The organism is Nocardioides sp. Soil805 (assembly GCF_001429625.1).
Lineage (GTDB): Bacteria > Actinomycetota > Actinomycetes > Propionibacteriales > Nocardioidaceae > Nocardioides.
Window position 1 is genome coordinate 582,027 of record NZ_LMSU01000001.1, and the last position, 18,335, is coordinate 600,361.

Below are 18,335 nucleotides of genomic sequence, written 5' to 3' on the forward strand. Positions count from 1 at the left end.
TGTTACGTCGGTGTGAACGAGCCGGGCGGGCGCGGGCGACCCGGGCGAGGGCGGGCACGGGGCGTGGTGCCGTCTACACTCCGGCTCATGACCGGGAGCCCACGGGACGCGTCGTCCGCGCCCGAGCGCCAGCCCGGTCGCACCGGCGTCGTGCTCGTCAACCACGACAGCGCGGACGACACCGTCGCCTGCGTCGCCTCGCTGGAGACCTCCCGCGACCTCGACCTGGACATCGTGGTCGTGGACAACGCCGACTCCCCCGCCTCGGCCGAGGAGCTGCGCACCCTGCTGGGGCACCGGGCCGAGGTGATCAGCAGCGGCGGCAACCTCGGGTACGCCGGCGGCAGCAACATCGGGATCGCGCGGTGCCTGGAGCGCGGCAACGAGTACGTGTGGCTGCTCAACCCCGACACCCGGGTCGAGCCCGAGACCCTCCCCCGCCTGCTGCAGGTCTTCGAGGACGTCCCCGACTGCGGTGTGGTCGGCCCGCGGATCGTCCACCCCGGCGAGCCGGCCACGATCTGGTTCGACGGCGGCTTCGTGGACGAGACCAAGCACGGCGAGACGCGGCACCTCCACCAGGGCCGGCCGCTCGACGACACCGAGCCGCCGAGCCGGATCGAGGTCGACTACGTGACCGGGGCGTCGCTGCTGGCCCGACGCGCCACCCTCGAGACCGTGGGACCGCTGCCCGAGGAGTACTTCCTCTACTTCGAGGAGACCGACTGGTGCAGGCGGGCCCACCGGGCCGGCTGGCGGGTCATCGTCGACCAGCGCGCCCGCATGGTGCACCACAAGCGGTCGAGCGGGGCGCTCCCGTCGCCCTACCATCTCTACTACATGACCCGGAACCGCTACCTCTTCGTCGAGCGCTCCCTCGGTGGCGACCCCGAGGCGGCACTGACCCACCTGCGCGGCAAGTGGGTGCGCACCTGGCGACGTACCGTGCGCCGCGCCGCGCCGGAGTGGCTCGACGAGTTCGACGCCCTCGTCGAGCGGGCCGCCACCGACGCCAGGGCGGGGCGCGACGGACGCAACGACGAGGTCTCGCACGTGCCGTGGCCCGAGGACAGGTCACGCGAGCACGCGGTGACGGCCGGCGCGAACGGCCCGTCCACGGGCGGCGACGCCGGGACCGACGATCAGGGGGACGCTCGATGAGGGCCAAGGACGACACCACCGCGGTCATCGACAGCACGCTGGCCGGCGGTCCGCGGGTGCTGCACATCGGCGTGCAGCCCTCGACCGTGCCGCGTCGCCTCGCCCAGGAGCACGACCGCGAGGTCGAGTGCCTGCGCTGGCCGCTCGACCAGGGCGCCGCCGAGCAGTGGGGACCCGAGGTGGACCTCGCCCGCCGCGCCGACGCGTGGGTGCAGCCCTTCCTGATGGCCCCGGTGGACGTCGTGGTGGTGGAGGACGTGCTGGACGACGGTCCGGCTCCGGACGACTTCCTGCGCACCCTGGGCTCCGGGGCGCTGGTGCCCGGTGGCCTCGTCGTCGTGTCGGGCGCCCGAGACCTCGCGCACCCCCTGCAGTCCGCGGGATTCACGCTCGAGAGCGAGTCCGCGACCGAGGACGGCCGTCACGTCACGGTGGCACGCTTCCCCTCCTTCACCACCGCGCGCCCCCGGTCGCCGGAGGCCGACGGGGCGAGCGCCGCCGAGAACCGGCGCCTGGCGCACGAGCTGGAGCGCACCCGCGAGCTGCTGGGGCGCGAGCGCGCCACCATCGCCCGCGAGATGCAGCTGGGCAAGGACGAGCTGCTGGCCATGGACCGCCAGGTCGCCGAGCTCCAGGACCGGCTCCAGCGGCTGCGGCACAAGAACGTCCTGCTCCGCGCCCGCGTCGCGCAGGTGGCCCGCGAGCGCGACCTCGCCGAGGCCCGCGCCGCCGAGCTCGCCGACGAGCTCTTCCTCACCCACGACTCCCGCGCCGTCCGGGCCGTGGCCTCCCTGGTGGAGCGTGCCCGCCGCAGGCGGTCCTCGTGACGGCCGGCGAGGGCGAGGAGCAGAGCGCCCTGGACCGGCGCCGGGCCGGCTACCGCCAGCTCGTCGACGGCGAGCTGGCGTCGGGCGACGGGGACCGCTACACGTTCCTGGTGCGCTCGGTCGACCTGCGCAACCCCGGCCCCGACCTGGTCGCCGCTGCCGGCATCGGCCTGGCCCTCGTCGAGCGCGGCCACGGCGTACGCCTCGTGCCCCAGCACCGCTGGCACCTCGGCGGCTCGACCGACGTGTGGGTCGCCGCGACCCCCGAGGTCGACCCGTCGCTGGCCCCCGCCGACGCGTGGAAGGTGGCCTGGGCCCACTCCGGCATCGACGAGTGGGCGGTCCTGGACCACCTCGTCGCCTTCGACCGGGTGCTGGCGGGCTCCGAGATCGGCCGGGTCACGCTGCGGCGGCGCACCCCGCGCGCCGACGTCGTCCTGCGCACCGGCGTCGACGCCGAGCTCTTCGTCCCCGCGGGTGCGGAGCGTGACGAGGTCGCCAGCCTCGGCGTGCACGTGGACCGGGGCCGTCCCGTCCAGCCGCTGCTGACCGACCTGCCCCTCGAGGCGCCGCTCACCGTGTACGCCGAGCCGGTGCGCACCATGCGCAGCGGCCTGCTGGGCCGGCTCGAGGCCCCGGTGGCGTGGCTGCGGTCTCCCGACGTGCTCGGCCGCGCGCTGCTCAGCGTGATCGAGATGCCGGTCTCGGCGGTCAGCAACGGCACCGTGCCGGCCCTCGTGTTCGAGAGCCTGGCCTCCGGCGCCCTGCCGGTCCTCAACTCGCGCCTCGGTGCGGTCGAGGTCGGCCTGGACCTCCCGACGTACACCACCCCCGAGGAGCTCGGCGAGGTGATCGACGCGCACCTCGCCGATCCCGACGCGACCGCCGCCCGCGCCGCGGCGCTGCGCGAGCTGGTGCTGGACGGGCACACGTGGGGTCACCGGGCGGCCGAGCTGGACCACCTCGTCCGGACCCGCCCGCGCATCGAGGTGGCTGCCCCGCCCACCAAGGCGCTGCACTACTTCCCCGACTACAACCGGGCCAACCCCTACCAGGGCATGCTGTTCGCCGGCCTCGACGCCGTCGACGCCTATCCCGTGGCGGTGGCCGACGTCATCAGCCACCTGGAGAACCACGCCGTCTCGGCCGTCCCGGGCACCCTCAACATCCACTGGACCACCCCGATCCTCCAGTACGCCGAGGGCCCCTACCGCGCGGCGATCGAGCTCGACCGCTTCAGCGCGGCCCTGCACAAGTTTCGTGCCGCGGGTGGACGACTGGTGTGGACGTTGCACAACGTGCTGCCGCACGAGGCCAAGCACGTGTGGGCCGAGACGCAGCTGGCCCAGCTGCTGGCCGACCGTGCCGACACGATCCACGCCCTCGCCGAGATCACCGCGCGGCAGGCGTCCGAGGTGCTGCGCCTCGACCCGCGCAAGGTGGTCGTGATCGAGCACTCGAGCTACCTGGGCCGCTACCCGCAGTGGATCAGCCGTGAGGCCGCGCGCGCCCAGCTCGGCTTCGGCCCCGACGACAAGGTGCTCGTGGCGCTCGGCGGCATCCGGCCCTACAAGGGGCTGGGACGGCTGCTCGACGTGTTCCACGAGCTGGCCGACGACGACCTCTCGCTCTCGCTGCTGGTGGCGGGCAAGCCGGCGCAGACGCAGGAGACCGCCGGCCTCGAGCGCCGGTGCGAGCAGTCGCCGCGCGTCATCTCGGAGTTCTCCCACGTCCCCGACGACCAGCTCCAGGTCTGGTTCGGGGCCGCCGACCTGGCCGTGCTGCCGTACTCGCGCATCCTCAACTCGGGTGTCTTCTGGCTCGCGCAGACGTTCGGGCTGCCCATCGTGGGCCCGCGCACGGGGGCCCTGCTCGACCTCGCCGACGAGCCCCACGTGCGCCTGTTCAACCCGCGCGACGACCGCTCCCTCAAGGAGACCCTGCGCGCCGCGGTGCGCGAGCTCGTCGACGACCCGGAGCGCGCCGCCGCCGCGCGCGCCTCCTCGCTCGCGACCGCCCACGCCCGCCCGCCGCAGCAGATGGCCGCGGACTTCGCGACCTTCATCGAGCCCCTGCTCGGCAGCGAGCGACCCGCCCGTCGGGCGACGGGGTGAGCGCGCCGTGATCGAACCCCCCATGAGCTCGGCGGCCCGGCACTCGGCCCGCGACCTGGTGGCCTCGGGGCTGCTGGACCTCGACTGGATCGCCGCCCAGCTCGGCACCGAGCCCGGTACCCCCGAGGACGCCGCCCGCGCGGTCATCAACACCCCGGACATCTCTCCGCACCCGCTCTTCGAGGCCACCTGGCTCCCCGGCAAGGGCGTGTGGCAGGCCGGCGACCTCCCGCCGTCGCTCTGGTACGTCACCGAGGGACCCCGCCGCAACCGGCTGGCGCCGCACCCCCTCATCAACACCGAGCGCATCCACGAGGAGAACTCCGCCGCCCGGGACCACGAGTTCGGCCCGCTGGCCTGGTGGGCGGCCCACGCCACCCGCGACACCCCGCTGCCGGTGCGCCGGGGCTACCCGCACATCTCGTGGGGCGAGTTCCGCGACAACGCGCTGCGCGCCGCGCGCGAGTGGCAGGTGCTGTCCTACCTGGACGCCAACCCCGGCGCCCACCAGCACTCACCCGAGACGCCCGGACCGGTCGTCAGCGTGCTGATGAGCGCCCAGGACGTCGGGCCGCTGCTCGGCCCCACCGTGGCCGCGCTCCAGGCGCAGACCCTCGACCAGTGGGAGCTGCTGGTCCTCGACCGGGGCTCGATCGACGCCACCGGATCCATCGCCTCCGACGTCGCCGCGGGCGACGCCCGCGTACGCGTGATCATGGGCTCGCGGACCCAGCTGGGCCGCACGTTCAACCGCGGCCTGCAGCGCGCCCGCGGCGAGTTCGTCGCCTTCCTCGAGCCGGGCCACCTGTGGCACCCCGAGTTCCTCGCCCGTGCGGTCGGGGTGCTGCGCGCCGGCGACCGCTCGGCCGTGCACGCCTTCCCGGGCCGCGAGACGCGGCTGTCCGGCGAGCTGGTCACCGCCTCCCAGTTCGACCTCGGCACCACGCTGCTGCGTCGCTCGGTGCTGACCGCCCTCGACGGCTTCGACGAGGGCGACTCGGAGGAGACGGTCGCCGACCTCGTACGCCGCCTGCGCGCCGGCGACCTCGACTGGGCCAACCCCCTCGTCCTGCTGCGCGGCGTCACCGAGGACACCCCGCAGACGGTCAACTGGGAGGCCGCCCAGGCCACGGCACGCGTCGTCGGGCAGACGAGCGTCGTGCTCCCCATGGGGGCGGGCAGCCGCGGGACGATCGACTGGCTGCTCGCGGGCGGGCCGGACGTCGACATCGTCGTCGTGACCGCGCGCGACCGTCGCGGACCCCACCTGCTCACCTCGGCCCTCGCCGCGCTCCTGCCCGGCGTCACCGCCGTCTCGGTCCCCGCCGGCACGTCGATCACCTCGGCCATGGACATCGGGATCGCCCACAGCACCGGTGACGCGGTCGTGCTGGTGCGTCCCGAGGCGCAGCCGGCGCCCGGCATCGTCCGCGCCCTGGCCGATGCGGTCCACGACGACGGGGTGGCCCTCGTCCAGCCGCTGGTCCTCGACCGGCGCGGGCTGGTCCTGTCGGCCGGTGCCACCTTCCCGCGCGGCGACGAACGGCTCGGGCTGCTGCTCACCGGCTATCCCGCCTCGGACGCGCGCCGGCTCGGGCGTACCGAGATCCCGGCCCCGGCCTCCCCCGTCGTCGCGCTGCAGGCCGACCGGCTCACCGCCCTGCGAGGGCTCGACCCGCTCTTCGAGGACGTCCTCGCCGAGACCGACCTGGGGCTGCGCGCCCTCGCGTCGGGCGCCGGCGCGAGCGTGCTCGTGCCGGACGTCACGGTCACCTCGCGGACGGCGTACGCCGACCCGGCCGACCTCAAGGTCGCCCTCTCCGCCCTGCGCTCGCGACGCCACCAGGTGCCCGAGGACCACACCCCCGAGCTGTGGCGTGCCGTCGGCTTCGACGTGACCGGCGTCCGCACCCGGCGGGTGGCTGCCGACCCGGACGACCCCGAGTCCGACTCGGTCCTGCTGCAGGAGCAGGTGGTGCGCGCGGTGCGCGGGATCGACGAGAGCCCGCCCCGGCTGCGCTGGACCATCGACACCGCGGCGCCCGCCGGTCCCCGGGGCGAGCGGTGGGGCGACACCCACTTCGCCCGCTCGCTCGCCGCCGCGCTCGAGCGGTGCGGCCAGGACGTGTCCGTCGACTCCCGCGACGCGCGGGACCGCGCGACCCGCGACCACGACGACGTCGTCCTGGTGCTGCGCGGGCTCGACCTCGTCCCGCCGCACCCCCACGCCCTCAACATGGAGTGGATCATCAGCCACCCCGACCTGGTGACGGCCGCGGAGGTCAAGGGCTTCGACCTCGTGTACGCCGCCAGCGTGAGCTGGCCCGCGCAGGTGCGCCGCGACTGGGGGCTGCACGTGGCGCCGCTGCTCCAGTGCACCGACCCCCGCTACTTCCACCCCGACCGCGGGGTGCCCGACACCGGGCCGGCGGTGCTGTTCGTCGGCAACTCCCGTGGTGTCTTCCGGCACGCGGTGCGGACCGCGCTGGCCGCCGAGACCGACCTCACCGTCCACGGCGCCGACTGGGACGAGTACCTCGACCCCCAGATGGTCGCCTCCAGCGGGGTGCCCAACGACGAGGTCGGAGTCCTCTACGCCACGGCGGGCGTGGTGCTCAACGACCACCACGTCGACATGCGGCGGGACTCGTTCCTGTCCAACCGGCTCTTCGACGCGGCCGCCTGTGGCGCCCGGATCGCCACCGACGAGGTGTCGGGGCTGGACGAGACGTTCGGCGCCCTCGTGCAGCCGTTCGCCGACGAGCACGACCTCGCCCGCCTCGTGCGACCGCCGTACGCCGCCTTCCCGGACCACGAGACCCGGCGCGAGCTGGCCCGGCGGGTCATCGCCGAGCACACCTTCGACCAGCGCGCCGCGACGCTGGTCGAGGACGCGGTCAGGGCCCTGCGGGCCCGCGAGCGCTGAGGTCGGACGCCGCCCGACACGTGTAACGCTCCGTCACACACGCTCCACCCCCCGTCGATGGGGTGTGGAGCTCTCGTAACGGAGCGTTACATGCGGGGGCGGTGGTGTCAGCCGAGGAGTGCGTCGACGAAGGCCCCGGAGTCGAAGGGCGCCAGGTCGTCGGCGCCCTCGCCGAGCCCGACGAGCTTGACCGGCACGCCCAGCTCACGCTGGACGGCGACCACGATGCCGCCCTTGGCCGAGCCGTCCAGCTTGGTCAGCACGATGCCGGTCACGTCCACGATCTCGGAGAAGACGCGGGCCTGGATCATTCCGTTCTGACCCGTCGTCGCGTCCAGGACGAGCAGCACCTCGGTGACGGGGGCCTGCTTCTCGATGACGCGCTTGACCTTGCCGAGCTCGTCCATGAGGCCGGCCTTGTTCTGGAGGCGTCCGGCGGTGTCGACGATCACGGTGTCGACGCCCTGCTCGACGCCCTGCTTGACGGCCTCGAAGGCGACGCTCGCGGGGTCGGAGCCCTCCGGGCCGCGCACCACCTCGACGCCGACGCGCTCACCCCACGTGGCGAGCTGGTCGACGGCGGCTGCGCGGAACGTGTCGGCCGCACCGAGCGTGACGGTGCGGTCCTCGGCGACCAGGATCCGGGCGATCTTGCCGACGGTGGTGGTCTTGCCGGCGCCGTTGACGCCGACCACGAGCACCACGCCGGGCCGGCCGTCGGTGCCGCTCACCTGCAGGCGGCGGTCCATGTCGGGGTCGACGAGCGCGATGAGCTCCTCACGGAGCACCTCGCGGGCGTCGCTGGCGGTGTTGCCCTCGACCCGCAGCCGGGTGCGGAGGCGGTCCACCAGCTGCTGGGTGGGGGCGACGCCGATGTCGGCGGTGAGGAGGGTGTCCTCGATCGACTCCCACGTGTCCTCGTCGAGCCGGTCACGGCTCAGCAGGGCGAGCAGTCCGCGACCCAGGGTGCCCTGCGACCGCGAGAGCCGCTGACGCAGCCGCACCAGGCGGCTGGCGGTGCTCTCGGGCCGTTCGAGGGTGGGGGCCTCGGGCGCGGCCTCGACCGGCGGTGCGGTCTCCACGCCCGCCTCGGCCGGCGGTGCCTCGGTCGGTGGCGCCTCGGTCGGCGCCTCCGGGCGCGTGATGACGTCGGTGCCACCGCCCGGGGGCACGCCCCTGCGGCGGCGACCCGCCGACGTGACGAGCCCGACGAGCGTGAGTACGCCGACGACGGCGATGCCGATGATCAGATACAGCCAGTCACCCATGGGGCAATCCAACCAGACGGTGCGGATGCGCTCAGGCGCGGATGTCCTCGTACTCGCCGATCGTCGGCAGGGCGTCGACGCCCTTGCGCATGGCGCTGCCGACCTGGGGCACGACCGGCAGCTCCTCGCCGCGGTGCGGGTAGGCGACGTACGCGACGACGGCGACGGCCGCGACGAGCACGAACAGCATCACCAAGGTGATCACGAGCATGTATTCATCTCCCGAGTACGGCGGACCTGGCCTCCAGCGTGGCACAGCGGCGCACCGATCCCCATTTGCGGCGGGTCCTCCACGTGTCGCACTGGGTCAGGCACGCAGCAGCGGCTCGACGGCGGCGCGGATCACGTCGGGCATCGGTACGACGGGGCGCTGGCCGGCGCCGTGCTCGTTGTCGACGTACACGTGCACGAAGCGCCCCTCGGCCGCGGCCTCCTCGGAGTCGCCCTGGAAGAGGCCGATCCGGTAGACGATCGAGGACGTGCCGACCTTGTCGACGACCAGGCCCATCTCGATCGGGTCGGGGAAGCCGATCTCGCGGAAGTAGCGGCACGACGTCTCGGCCACGACGCCGATCTGCGGCAGGTGCCGCACGTTGGTGCCGGTGGCCTCGAAGAGGTGCGCGTTCACCGCGGTGTCGAAGAGCTCGTAGTACGTCGCGTTGTTGAGGTGGCCGTAGGCGTCGTCGTCGCGCCAGCGGGTGGTCACGGTGCGCCACGCGACGTAGTCGGCACGGGTCGGCAGGGGGGCTCGCTCGCTCACGGCGGCCACCCTAGGTGCTCGGACCGTCCGGGCCATGGGGTGGTCCGCGCTGCCCGTACGGGGTCGCTGGCTCGCACTCCCCCGAAGTCGCGGTCCGAGCTGCACGAAACCGCCCGCTCGGCACGTCCTACGCGCCACGAAGTGCCCGCTCGGCACGTCCTACGCGCCAGGAAGCGCCCGGTCGGCGGCCGGTCAGGCGGTCGCGGACCTCTCGAGCCGCTGCGAGATCACGGCGGAGACCCCGTCGCCGCGCATGGTGACGCCGTAGAGCGCGTCGCCGACCTCCATGGTGCGCTTCTGGTGGGTGATGACCAGGAGCTGGGAGTTCTCGCGCAGCTCCTCGTAGATCTGCAGCAGCCGGCCCAGGTTGGTGTCGTCGAGGGCCGCCTCGACCTCGTCGAGGATGTAGAAGGGCGACGGCCGGGCCTTGAACAGGGCCACCAGGAAGGCCACCGCCACCAGCGAGCGCTCGCCGCCCGAGAGCAGCGAGAGGCGCTTGACCTTCTTGCCGGGGGGGCGGGCCTCGACCTCGACCCCGGTCGAGAGCATGTCGGACGGGTCGGTGAGCACGAGGCGCCCCTCGCCGCCGGGGAAGAGTCGCGCGAAGGTCGCGTCGAACGCCTTGGACACGTCGGCGTACGCCTCGGTGAAGACCTGCTCGACCCGCTGGTCGACCTCGCGGACGATGTCGAGGAGGTCCTTGCGGGTGCGCCGCAGGTCCTCGAGCTGCTCGGTGAGGAACTTGTGCCGCTCCTCCATCGCGTTGAACTCCTCCAGCGCGAGGGGGTTGACCCGGCCCAGCATGGCGAGCTGGCGCTCGGCCGCCTTGAGCCGCTTCTGCTGCTCCTCGCGGACGAACGGGACCGGCTCGGGCGCCTCCTCCCCCTCGGCCACCTCGCCGCTGAAGGGCACGAGGGTCTGCGGACCGTAGTCGGCGACGAGGCCGTCGACGTCCATGCCGAGCTCCTCGAGCGCCCGCTCCTCGAGCTGCTCGATGCGCATCCGCTGCTGGGCGCGCGCCATCTCGTCGCGGTGCACCGAGTTGACCAGCTCGTCGTGCTCCCGGCCGAGGTCGCGCAGGGTCGTGCGTACGGCGAGCAGCTGCTGCTCGCGCTCCTGCCGGGACTGCTCGACCTCCGCGCGCCGGTCCGCGGCCAGCATCACCGAGCGCTCGAGGGAGTGGAGCACCACGCCGACCGCGGCCACGACCGCCTCGGCGGCCCGGCCCTCGCGGAGCAGCCGTTCGCGCCGCTCGGCGGCCTTGGCCCGGGACTCGCGCTCCGCGCGAGCGGCCCGGGTCAGGGAGTCGGCGCGCCCGTGCAGCGCCCGGGCCCGCTCCTCGGCGGTGCGCAGGGCGAGGCGGGCGTCCATCTCCCCCTGGCGCGCGGCCCGGGCGGCCTCGACGAGGCGCTCGCGCTCGGTCGCGTCCGGCTCCTCGCCCGTCCTGAGCCCCGTCGAAGGGTCGGGGGCGTCCTCGGCGGTGGCGAGCCGGGTCTCGAGCTCGCTGAGGCCCGCCAGGTCCTTGTCGCGGGCCTCCCGGGCCGTGACGATGGCACGTTCGAGGCGCTCGGCCTCGCCGCGGGCGGACCGGGCGAGCGAGCCGTACTGTCCCAGCTCCTCGGCGACCGCAGCGAGGGTGGCGTCCGACTCGTGCAGCTTGGCCAGCGCCACGTCGGCCCGCTTGAGGGCGTCGTGACGCTCGGCCTCCAGCCCGGAGATCACGAAGCCGAGCCGCTCGGTGCGCGCCGTGGCCTCGCCCAGGGCCAGGGTCGCCTCGTCCACGGCCGCCTGGACCTCGAGCAGGCTGGGCTGCGCGGAGGACCCGCCTGCGGCGTAGTGCGCGCCCATGAGGTCGCCGTCGAGGGTGACGGCGGTGAGGTCGGGCAGGTCGGCGACGAGGGCGCGGGCGGCGTCGAGGTCGGCGACCACGACGACCTGGTGCAGCAGACGGGTCAGCGCCCCGGCGAGGTCGTCGGGGGCCTCCACCACGTCGACGGCGTACGTCGCCCCGCCCGGCAGGGCGGGCCAGTCGCGGGCCTGTGCGGGGGCACCCCCGAGCAGCAGCCCGGCGCGCCCGAGGTCGTCGTCCTTGAGGTGGGTGATGGCGTCGACGGCGGCGTCCGGGCCGGTCACGACGACGGCGTCGGCGACCGAGCCGAGCGCCGCGGCCACGGCGGCCTCGTGGCCGGCCTTCACCGACAGCACGGCGGCGACCGACCCGAGCAGCCCGGAGACCCGGTCGGTGGCGGCGAGCAGGGCGCCGGCGCCGTCCTTGCGGTTGAGACCGATCTCGAGGGCGTCCCGGCGGGCGACGAGCCCGGCCCTGTCCCGGTCGGCCTGCTGGGCCTCCTCGCGGGCCTGGGCCAGCCGCTCGTCGATGTCGTCGAGCGCGGCGACCGCGTCCTCGTGCTCGGCGTCGAGCCCCTCCTCGCCGGCGTCGAGGCCCGCGACCTTGGTCTCGAGGGCGGTGAAGTCGCGTTGGGCGCGATCGGCCCGGGCGACGGCCTCCTCGCGGGCCTGCTCGAGGCGACCGATCTCCTCGTCCGCCGCGGCGGAGCGGGACTTCAGCGCGTTGACCTGGCCGTGCAGGCGGGCCAGTCCCTCGCGGCGGTCGGCGGCGGCGCGCTGGAGCCCCGCGATCCGCCGGTCCTCCTCGGCGGCCGCGTCCTCCGCCGTACGCCGTGCGGCGACCGCGGCCTCGAGGGCCGCACGCGACTGCTCGACCTCCGCGCCGATCTCGGCCTCCTGCCGCCGGACCTTCTCGGCCTCGGCCTCGAGGCGGTCCGGGTCGCGCCCGGAGTCGACGGTGTCGTCGGCCGCACCGGCCGCGTTGCGCATCCGCTCGCCGGCCAGCGACTGGGTGCCGCGCAGCCGCTCCTTGAGCCCGGAGAGCGCGAACCACGTCTCCTGGGCGGCGGACAGCGCGGGCAGGTCCTCCCGCAGGGCGGCCTCCAGCGCCGCCTCGCGCTCGCGGCCGCGGGCCAGCTCGGCCTCGACGTGCTCGCGGCGCTCCACCAGCACGCTCTCGTCGGCCATCTCCTGCTCGAGCGCGGTCCGGGCGGTGACGAGGTCGTCGGCGATGAGCCGCGCGCGGGCGTCGCGGACGTCGGCCTGCACGGTGGCGGCCTTGCGGGCGACCTCGGCCTGGCGTCCCAACGGCTTGAGCTGGCGGCGGATCTCGGTGAGGAGGTCGTTGAGCCGGGTGAGGTTGCCGTCGGTCGAGTCGAGCTTGCGGAGCGCCTTCTCCTTGCGCTTGCGGTGCTTGAGGACGCCCGCGGCCTCCTCGATGAAGCCGCGCCGGTCCTCCGGCGTCGCGTGCAGGATCGTGTCGAGCTGGCCCTGCCCGACGATGACGTGCATCTCGCGGCCGATCCCGGAGTCGCTGAGCAGGTCCTGCACGTCCAGGAGGCGGCACGAGCTGCCGTTGATGGCGTACTCCGACCCGCCGTTGCGGAACATCGTGCGGCTGATCGTCACCTCGGAGTAGTCGATCGGCAGCGCCCCGTCGGAGTTGTCGATCGTCAGCTGCACCTCGGCGCGGCCCAGCGGCGGACGACCGGACGTGCCGGCGAAGATGACGTCCTCCATCTTGCCGCCGCGCAGGGACTTGGCACCCTGCTCACCCATCACCCACGCGAGCGCGTCCACGACGTTGGACTTCCCGGAGCCGTTGGGTCCCACGATGCACGTGATGCCGGGCTCGAGCTGCAGCGTCGTGGAGGACGCGAAGGACTTGAAGCCCTTGAGCGTCAGGCTCTTGAGGTACAACGTGCTCCCCTGGCTCTCGGCGTCGGCGCGTGGTCGGGTGGTACGGCGATCGCGGCATCCTCTCAGACACCGGGGGAAGCGACGGCCACCTCAGACTATGTGGCGACGGACGTCCTTCCGGGGACCTCGACCGCCACCGTCCGCACCTGTCACAGTGATCCGGTGAGCGAGCCCACCGCCGGGGATCCTCCGACCGGCATGATCGGAGTGTTCGACCGTGCCGCCGAGACGTACGACCAGGTCGGCGTGACGTTCTTCGGGACGGTCGCCCGCTCCCTCGTCGACCGGACCGCGCCCCGGCACGGCGAACGCGTCCTCGACCTCGGCTGCGGCCGGGGAGCGAGCGCGCTCCTCGCAGCCCGCGCCGTGGGCCCGAGCGGGTGCGTGCATGCCACCGACCTGGCCCCGCGGATGGTGGCGGGACTCCACAGCCGGTCCGGCGACCTCCCGTGGCTGAGCGCCGAGGTCGGCGACGCCGAGCACCCCCCGGTCGGGCCGTGGGACGTCATCCAGGCCAGCCTCGTCCTCTTCTTCCTGCCCGACCTCGCGTCCGCCGTCGACCGCTACCGCGTCGCGCTCGCACCCCGCGGACGGCTCGGACTGACGTGGTTCGGTGCCGCCGACGAGTCGTGGGCCCCCGTGTACGCCGCCCTCGTCGGCGGGTTGCCCGAGGAGGACCGGCCCCCGCGCAACGTCACGACGTCGGGCCCCTTCGAGTCGCCTGCCTCGCTCGAGAGGCTCCTCGGCGCGCACGGGTACGGCGACGTCGTCACCACCGAGGTCCGGGTCGAGGTCGTCTTCGAGGACGTCGAGCAGTGGTGGGCCTGGACGTGGTCGCAGGGCCAGCGGGTGCTGCTCGAGGCGCACGAGCGCCACGGCACCCTCCACACCCTGCGTGAGTCCGTCGATCCGCTCCTCGAGGAGCGGTCCGAGCGGGACCAGCTGCGCTGGTGGACCGACGTGCGCTGCACGATCGCCCGTCCCTGACGGACCGGGAGCTAGAGGATCGCGCCGGGGTTGAGGATCCCGCTCGGGTCCAGCGCGTCCTTCACCCGACGGGTCAGCGCCATCACGTCGTCGCCCAGCTGGGCGGGGAGCGCCTGCTTCTTGGTGCGCCCGACGCCGTGCTCGCCCGTGATCGTCCCGCCGAGGGCGATGGCGGCGTCCATGATCTCGTCGAACGCCGCGAGAGCCCGCAGCCGGGCGTCGTCGTCGCCGCGCGGGACGATGATGAGCGGGTGGGTGTTGCCGTCCCCGGCGTGCGCGACCACCGGGATCAGCAGGTCGTGACGGGCGGCGATCCCGGCCACCGCGTCGACCAGCTCGGGCAGCCGCGGCACGGGCACCCCGACGTCCTCCAGCATCAGCTCGCCCAGCGGCTCGACCGCCGGGACCACCGTCCGCCGGGCCCGGACGAAGAGCTCGCCCTCCTCCGCGTCGTCGGTGACGAAGACGTCGGAGGCCCCTGCTGCCTCGCAGGCGACCCGCATCGCGTCCACCTCGGCGGCGCACGCCGTACCCGGCGCGTCGCTCTGGGCGACGAGGAGCGCACCCGCGTCGGTGTCCAGCCCCATCGGTCGGAAGGACTCGACGGCCCGGATCGACGGCTGGTCCATCAGCTCGAGCATGGAGGGCCGCAGCCGGCCGCGGATCGCGACGACGGCCTGTGCCGCGGAGGTCATCGTGGGGAAAGCGGCGACCATCGTGGCGCCGACGACCTGGGCGGGCTCCAGCCGCAGGATCGCCCGGGTGACGATGCCGAGGGTCCCCTCGCTGCCGACGAACAGCTTGAGGAGCGGCAGCCCGGCCACGTCCTTGATCCGTGGTCCGCCGAGGGTGACGAGCGTGCCGTCGGCCAGGACCACGTCGAGCCCGAGCACGTAGTCGGTGGTGACGCCGTACTTGACGCAGCAGAGCCCACCGGCGTTGGTGGCGATGTTGCCGCCGATCGAGCAGATCTCGTACGACGCCGGGTCCGGCGGGTACCAGAGCCCCTCCGCGGCGGCGGCCGCCTTGACCGCCTGGTTGAGCGCGCCCGGCTCGACGACCGCGACCTGGCAGTCGGTGTCCACCTCGACCGCGGTCATCCGCTCGAGGCTGAGCACGATGCCGCCGTCGAGGGCGCTGGCCCCGCCCGACAGCCCGGTGCCCGCCCCGCGCGGCACGACCGGGACCCGGTGCTCGGCCGCCCACCGCACCGCGGTCTGCACCTGGCCCGCGTCCTCGGCCCGGACCACGGCCAGCGGGGTGCCGGCGTCCGGGTCCTGCGACCGGTCCCGGCGGTACTTCTCGGTGCGCGCGGGATCGGTCACCACGACCGCGTCGGGCAGCGCGGCGACCAGCGCTGCGAGTGCCTCGGACAGGACTTCGGGGGGTGCGACGGCCATGGCGCCATGCAACCACGACCGGCAACCACCCTGCGGGTGACCGCGCGACGAGGCTCAGGCCACCGCCCGCACCGTCTCCTCGTCTGCGTGCGCGATGTGCCCGAGCTGCCGCCAGACCAGCGCCAGCGTCAGCCCGGAGCCCACGAACGCGAACCACCAGGGAGCGGTGACCCCCCACCGGTGGGCGATCAGGCCGCCGAGCAGCGAGCCGCCGAGCATGCCGCCCATCACGCACAGCATGTAGACCGAGCCGACCCGGCCCTGGAACTCCCGGGGCACCGCCCGCTGCCTGACGGCCTGCGACAGCGTGCCCCAGATGAAGGCGTAGGCCCCGAAGAAGAACATCAGCGGGTACGCCGCCCACGGCGAGGTCGTCAGCGCCATCGCGAGGTGGAAGACCACCTCGCACGCCAGCACCGTGCGCATCAGGGTGGCCAGCGGCACCCGCCGCTCCACGCGCCCGTACAGCGCCGTCCCCAGCAGTCCGCCCAGTGCCGACGCCGTGGTGAGCAGGCCGAAGCCGGCCTCGTCCATGCCGACCCGCTCCAGGGACCAGAGCACCAGGACAGACCACGGGGCCGCCCAGGTGATGTTGAAGGCCACGATGACCAGGGCCAGGGTGCGCACCGGCTTGTTGCCGGCCAGCCAGCGCACCCCCTCGGCGATGTCCTGGCGGACGTGGGTCTCGACGTGCTCGCGCACCGCGCCACGCGTCGTACCGATGCGGGAGACCAGCACGACGCCCAGCGCGACGCACACGGTCTGGATCATGAAGGGCAGCGCCATCCCGGCCGCGAAGATCACCGCGCCCAGCGCCGGACCGGCGAGCTGGTTGGCGGTGAGGAAGCCGACCTGGATGCGCGCGTTGGCGATGCCGAGGTCGGGCTTGTCGACCAGCATCGGCAGCAGGGTGCCGGTCGCGGAGTCCGCGAACACCTCGGCCAACCCGACGAGGAACATCGCGCCCATGACCAGCCAGATGTTGACCTCGCCGGTCAGGATCACGGCGCAGAGCCCCGCGAGCACGATCGCGCGCGCTGCGTCCATGGCCATCACCAGCACCCGCCGGTCGAGGCGATCGGCCATCGCCCCGGCCACGAGCCCGAAGACGAGCCACGGCAGCTGGAACGACATCGCGGCGGCCGCCACCAGCACCGGGTTGCGCGTCTGGGAGGCCACGAGCAACGGCCCGGCGGCCATCATCAGCCCGTCGCCGAGGTTGGTGGTCCACGACGAGGCGACCAGCCAGCGGAACGACGTGCCGAGGCGCTGCGGGAAGACCGTCTCGACGACGCGGCTGGCGGGGCTCACAAGAGCAGGAGCCTAGTCGGGACGCGCCCTCACCCCCACGGATATTCCGCCCTTCCCGAGGTCGACGTCCGCGGTGATACTGAGCCGGGCCGGACAGGCCGGCCGACATCAGTCAAGGGGGACTCGATGATCCGCACCACAGGGGTGGTCGCCACGACCGCCATCGCCCTGCTCGTTCCCGTCGGCGCGGCCGACGCGACGTTGCCCGGGACCGCCGAGCGCGGCACGTCCATCGCCGGCACCTGGAAGGGCTCGGTGTACGGCGACAACGGCGCCGCCGCCGGGTACGCCGCCAAGGTGACGCTGAGGAAGAACGACCGCGGCCGCTGGGTCGGCCGCGTCACCTACCCGGGCACCTGCTCGGGACGGTGGACCTTCAAGGGCCGCTCGGGCGGCGCGTACCGGTTCCGCGAGCGGATCACCCGCGACCCCGCCGGCGGCGAGACCTGCGTGTCGCCGGTCAACGTCAAGGCCCGCCGCGACGGGGCGCGGCTGAAGGTCACCTGGACGGAGCCGCGCAGCGGCGACAGCGCCACGATGCGCGCCAAGCGGGTCTGAGGGCCGGGGGTCGCCCTCAGGCCGGGAGCATCTCCGGGTCGAGGGCGGCCGCCGTCCGCGCGCCCTGGAGGCGTGCTTCGAGCTGGTCGTTCTCGGCCTGCAGCCGGAGGACCAGGGTCTCCAGCTCGGTGACGCGTGCGCGCAGCCGACGGTTGTCGGACGCGAGGCGGGCGGTCGTGCGCGGGTCGCCGGCCAGGTGGCCGATCAACGCCTTGGCCATGGATCAGCCCTTTCGGTGGGGACGCCCGGAACCGGGCCATCTACAAGAGTCCCACCGAGGTGGCGGGGGGTCAACGGGCGTCGGCGCGTCGCGGCGGACGACCCGAGGCCCGATCCGAGGCCCGACTCGAGGCACGCCGCGGGGGGCGCTGGCAGGTCGGGCAGGAGTACGACGAGCGGTTCATGAAGGCGGATCGGCGGATCGGGGTGCCACAGCGCTCGCAGGGCTCCCCCTCGCGCCCGTAGGCGTGCAGCGAGCGGTCGAAGTAGCCGGACTCGCCGTTGACGTTGACGTAGAGCGCGTCGAACGACGTACCGCCCTGCGCGAGGGCGTCGGTCATCACCTCGCGCGCGTGGCCGACGAGCTCGCGCACCTGGGCGGCGGTGAGCCTGTCGCCGGGCCGCTCACCGTGGATGCGGGCGCGCCACAGCGCCTCGTCGGCGTAGATGTTGCCGACCCCGGAGACCAGGGACTGGTCGAGCAGCTGGCGCTTGATCGCACTGGCGCGTCGACGCACGCGGCGTACGAAGTCGGCCTCGTCGAACTCCGGGTCGAGCGGGTCGCGGCCGATGTGGGCGATCTCGGTGGGCAGCTCGGCGCCCCCGTCGGAGACCAGCAGGCCGCCGAACATCCGCTGGTCCACGAAGCGCATCTCGAGCGGGCCGTCGTCGGTGCCCAGTGTGAAGCGCACCCGCAGGTGCCGCTCGTCGGGTGCGCCCGGGTGGTGCAGCAGCATCTGGCCGCTCATCCCCAGGTGCGCGAGCAGCGCGTCGCCGGGGGCCGCGCCGTCGGTGGCCGCGCCGTCGGCGCGGGCGTCGCCGTCGGCGTCGAGGGCGAGCCAGAAGTACTTGCCCCGGCGGCGGACGGCCTCGATCCGGTGGCCCACCAGGGCGGCGACGAACCCGTCGCTCCCCCGGGGATCGCGGCGCAGCGGGCGCGGGTGCAAGACCTCGACGCCGTCGATGCGCGCGCCGGTGACGTGGCGCTGGAGGCCGGCGCGGACGACCTCGACCTCGGGCAGCTCAGGCACGGGCG

At 74.1% G+C, this 18,335-nt stretch carries 14 protein-coding genes; 6 read left to right on the top strand and 8 right to left on the bottom strand.

Features of this window, described 5'->3' with window-relative positions; translation table 11 throughout:
- Nucleotides 1-87 precede the first annotated feature (87 nt).
- From ASG94_RS02905 to ASG94_RS02920, 4 genes are read left to right on the top strand one after another with little or no spacing between them, the layout of a single operon-like run.
- Nucleotides 88-1,161, top strand: a complete 1,074-nt coding sequence (locus ASG94_RS02905) for a glycosyltransferase family 2 protein (RefSeq protein WP_056924911.1) — start codon at nt 88-90, stop codon at nt 1,159-1,161.
- Nucleotides 1,158-1,988 (top strand): hypothetical protein, encoded by an 831-nt coding sequence (locus ASG94_RS02910; RefSeq protein WP_056924912.1) that lies wholly within the window; start codon nt 1,158-1,160, stop codon nt 1,986-1,988. The genes ASG94_RS02905 and ASG94_RS02910 overlap by 4 nt, the downstream gene beginning before the upstream one ends.
- Complete coding sequence (locus ASG94_RS02915; RefSeq protein WP_056924913.1) at nt 1,985-4,102, top strand: glycosyltransferase family protein; 2,118 nt, start codon at nt 1,985-1,987, stop codon at nt 4,100-4,102. Before ASG94_RS02910 ends, ASG94_RS02915 begins: the two co-directional genes overlap by 4 nt.
- Nucleotides 4,103-4,109: 7 nt before the next feature.
- The gene (locus tag ASG94_RS02920; protein ID WP_156411390.1) at nt 4,110-7,028 is read left to right on the top strand and encodes a glycosyltransferase; all 2,919 of its coding nucleotides are present in this window, start codon (nt 4,110-4,112) and stop codon (nt 7,026-7,028) included.
- A gap of 107 nt (nt 7,029-7,135) precedes the next feature.
- On the opposite strand, the gene ftsY is transcribed toward ASG94_RS02920, so the two are convergent.
- The 4 genes from ftsY to smc all read right to left on the bottom strand — a co-directional run bounded on the left by ftsY (nt 7,136) and on the right by smc (nt 12,824).
- A complete protein-coding gene (ftsY, locus tag ASG94_RS02925) occupies nt 7,136-8,296 on the bottom strand; it encodes a signal recognition particle-docking protein FtsY (protein WP_056924915.1) in 1,161 nt (386 codons plus the stop codon).
- 31 nt (nt 8,297-8,327) lie between these two features.
- Entirely contained in the window at nt 8,328-8,507 is a 180-nt protein-coding gene (locus ASG94_RS02930) for a hypothetical protein (RefSeq protein ID WP_056924916.1), read from the bottom strand.
- A gap of 96 nt (nt 8,508-8,603) precedes the next feature.
- Nucleotides 8,604-9,056: an acyl-CoA thioesterase gene (locus tag ASG94_RS02935; protein ID WP_235537104.1), complete on the bottom strand. Its 453-nt coding sequence runs from the start codon at nt 9,054-9,056 to the stop codon at nt 8,604-8,606.
- A 192-nt stretch (nt 9,057-9,248) separates the two neighbouring features.
- A complete protein-coding gene (smc, locus tag ASG94_RS02940) occupies nt 9,249-12,824 on the bottom strand; it encodes a chromosome segregation protein SMC (protein ID WP_056924918.1) in 3,576 nt (1,191 codons plus the stop codon).
- A gap of 162 nt (nt 12,825-12,986) precedes the next feature.
- On the opposite strand from smc, the gene ASG94_RS02945 reads away from it, so the two are divergent.
- On the top strand, nt 12,987-13,811 hold the full coding sequence (locus tag ASG94_RS02945) for a class I SAM-dependent methyltransferase (RefSeq protein ID WP_056924919.1): 825 nt from the start codon (nt 12,987-12,989) through the stop codon (nt 13,809-13,811).
- Nucleotides 13,812-13,822: 11 nt separating this feature from the next.
- Here the strand turns inward: ASG94_RS02945 and ASG94_RS02950 are convergent, their stop codons facing one another.
- Nucleotides 13,823-15,211: an FAD-binding oxidoreductase gene (locus tag ASG94_RS02950; protein ID WP_056924920.1), complete on the bottom strand. Its 1,389-nt coding sequence runs from the start codon at nt 15,209-15,211 to the stop codon at nt 13,823-13,825.
- A gap of 54 nt (nt 15,212-15,265) precedes the next feature.
- Entirely contained in the window at nt 15,266-16,522 is a 1,257-nt protein-coding gene (locus tag ASG94_RS02955; RefSeq protein WP_056924921.1) for an MFS transporter, read from the bottom strand.
- Nucleotides 16,523-16,648: 126 nt separating this feature from the next.
- Here ASG94_RS02955 and ASG94_RS02960 point away from each other — a divergent pair, with 126 nt between their 5' ends.
- Nucleotides 16,649-17,080, top strand: a complete 432-nt coding sequence (locus ASG94_RS02960; protein WP_056924922.1) for a hypothetical protein — start codon at nt 16,649-16,651, stop codon at nt 17,078-17,080.
- 16 nt (nt 17,081-17,096) lie between these two features.
- Here ASG94_RS02960 and ASG94_RS02965 read toward each other — a convergent pair whose 3' ends face one another.
- Nucleotides 17,097-17,300: a hypothetical protein gene (locus ASG94_RS02965; RefSeq protein WP_056924923.1), complete on the bottom strand. Its 204-nt coding sequence runs from the start codon at nt 17,298-17,300 to the stop codon at nt 17,097-17,099.
- A 70-nt stretch (nt 17,301-17,370) separates the two neighbouring features.
- Nucleotides 17,371-18,330 (bottom strand): bifunctional DNA-formamidopyrimidine glycosylase/DNA-(apurinic or apyrimidinic site) lyase, encoded by a 960-nt coding sequence (gene mutM, locus ASG94_RS02970; RefSeq protein ID WP_056924924.1) that lies wholly within the window; start codon nt 18,328-18,330, stop codon nt 17,371-17,373.
- Between the last annotated feature and the right edge of the window lie 5 nt (nt 18,331-18,335).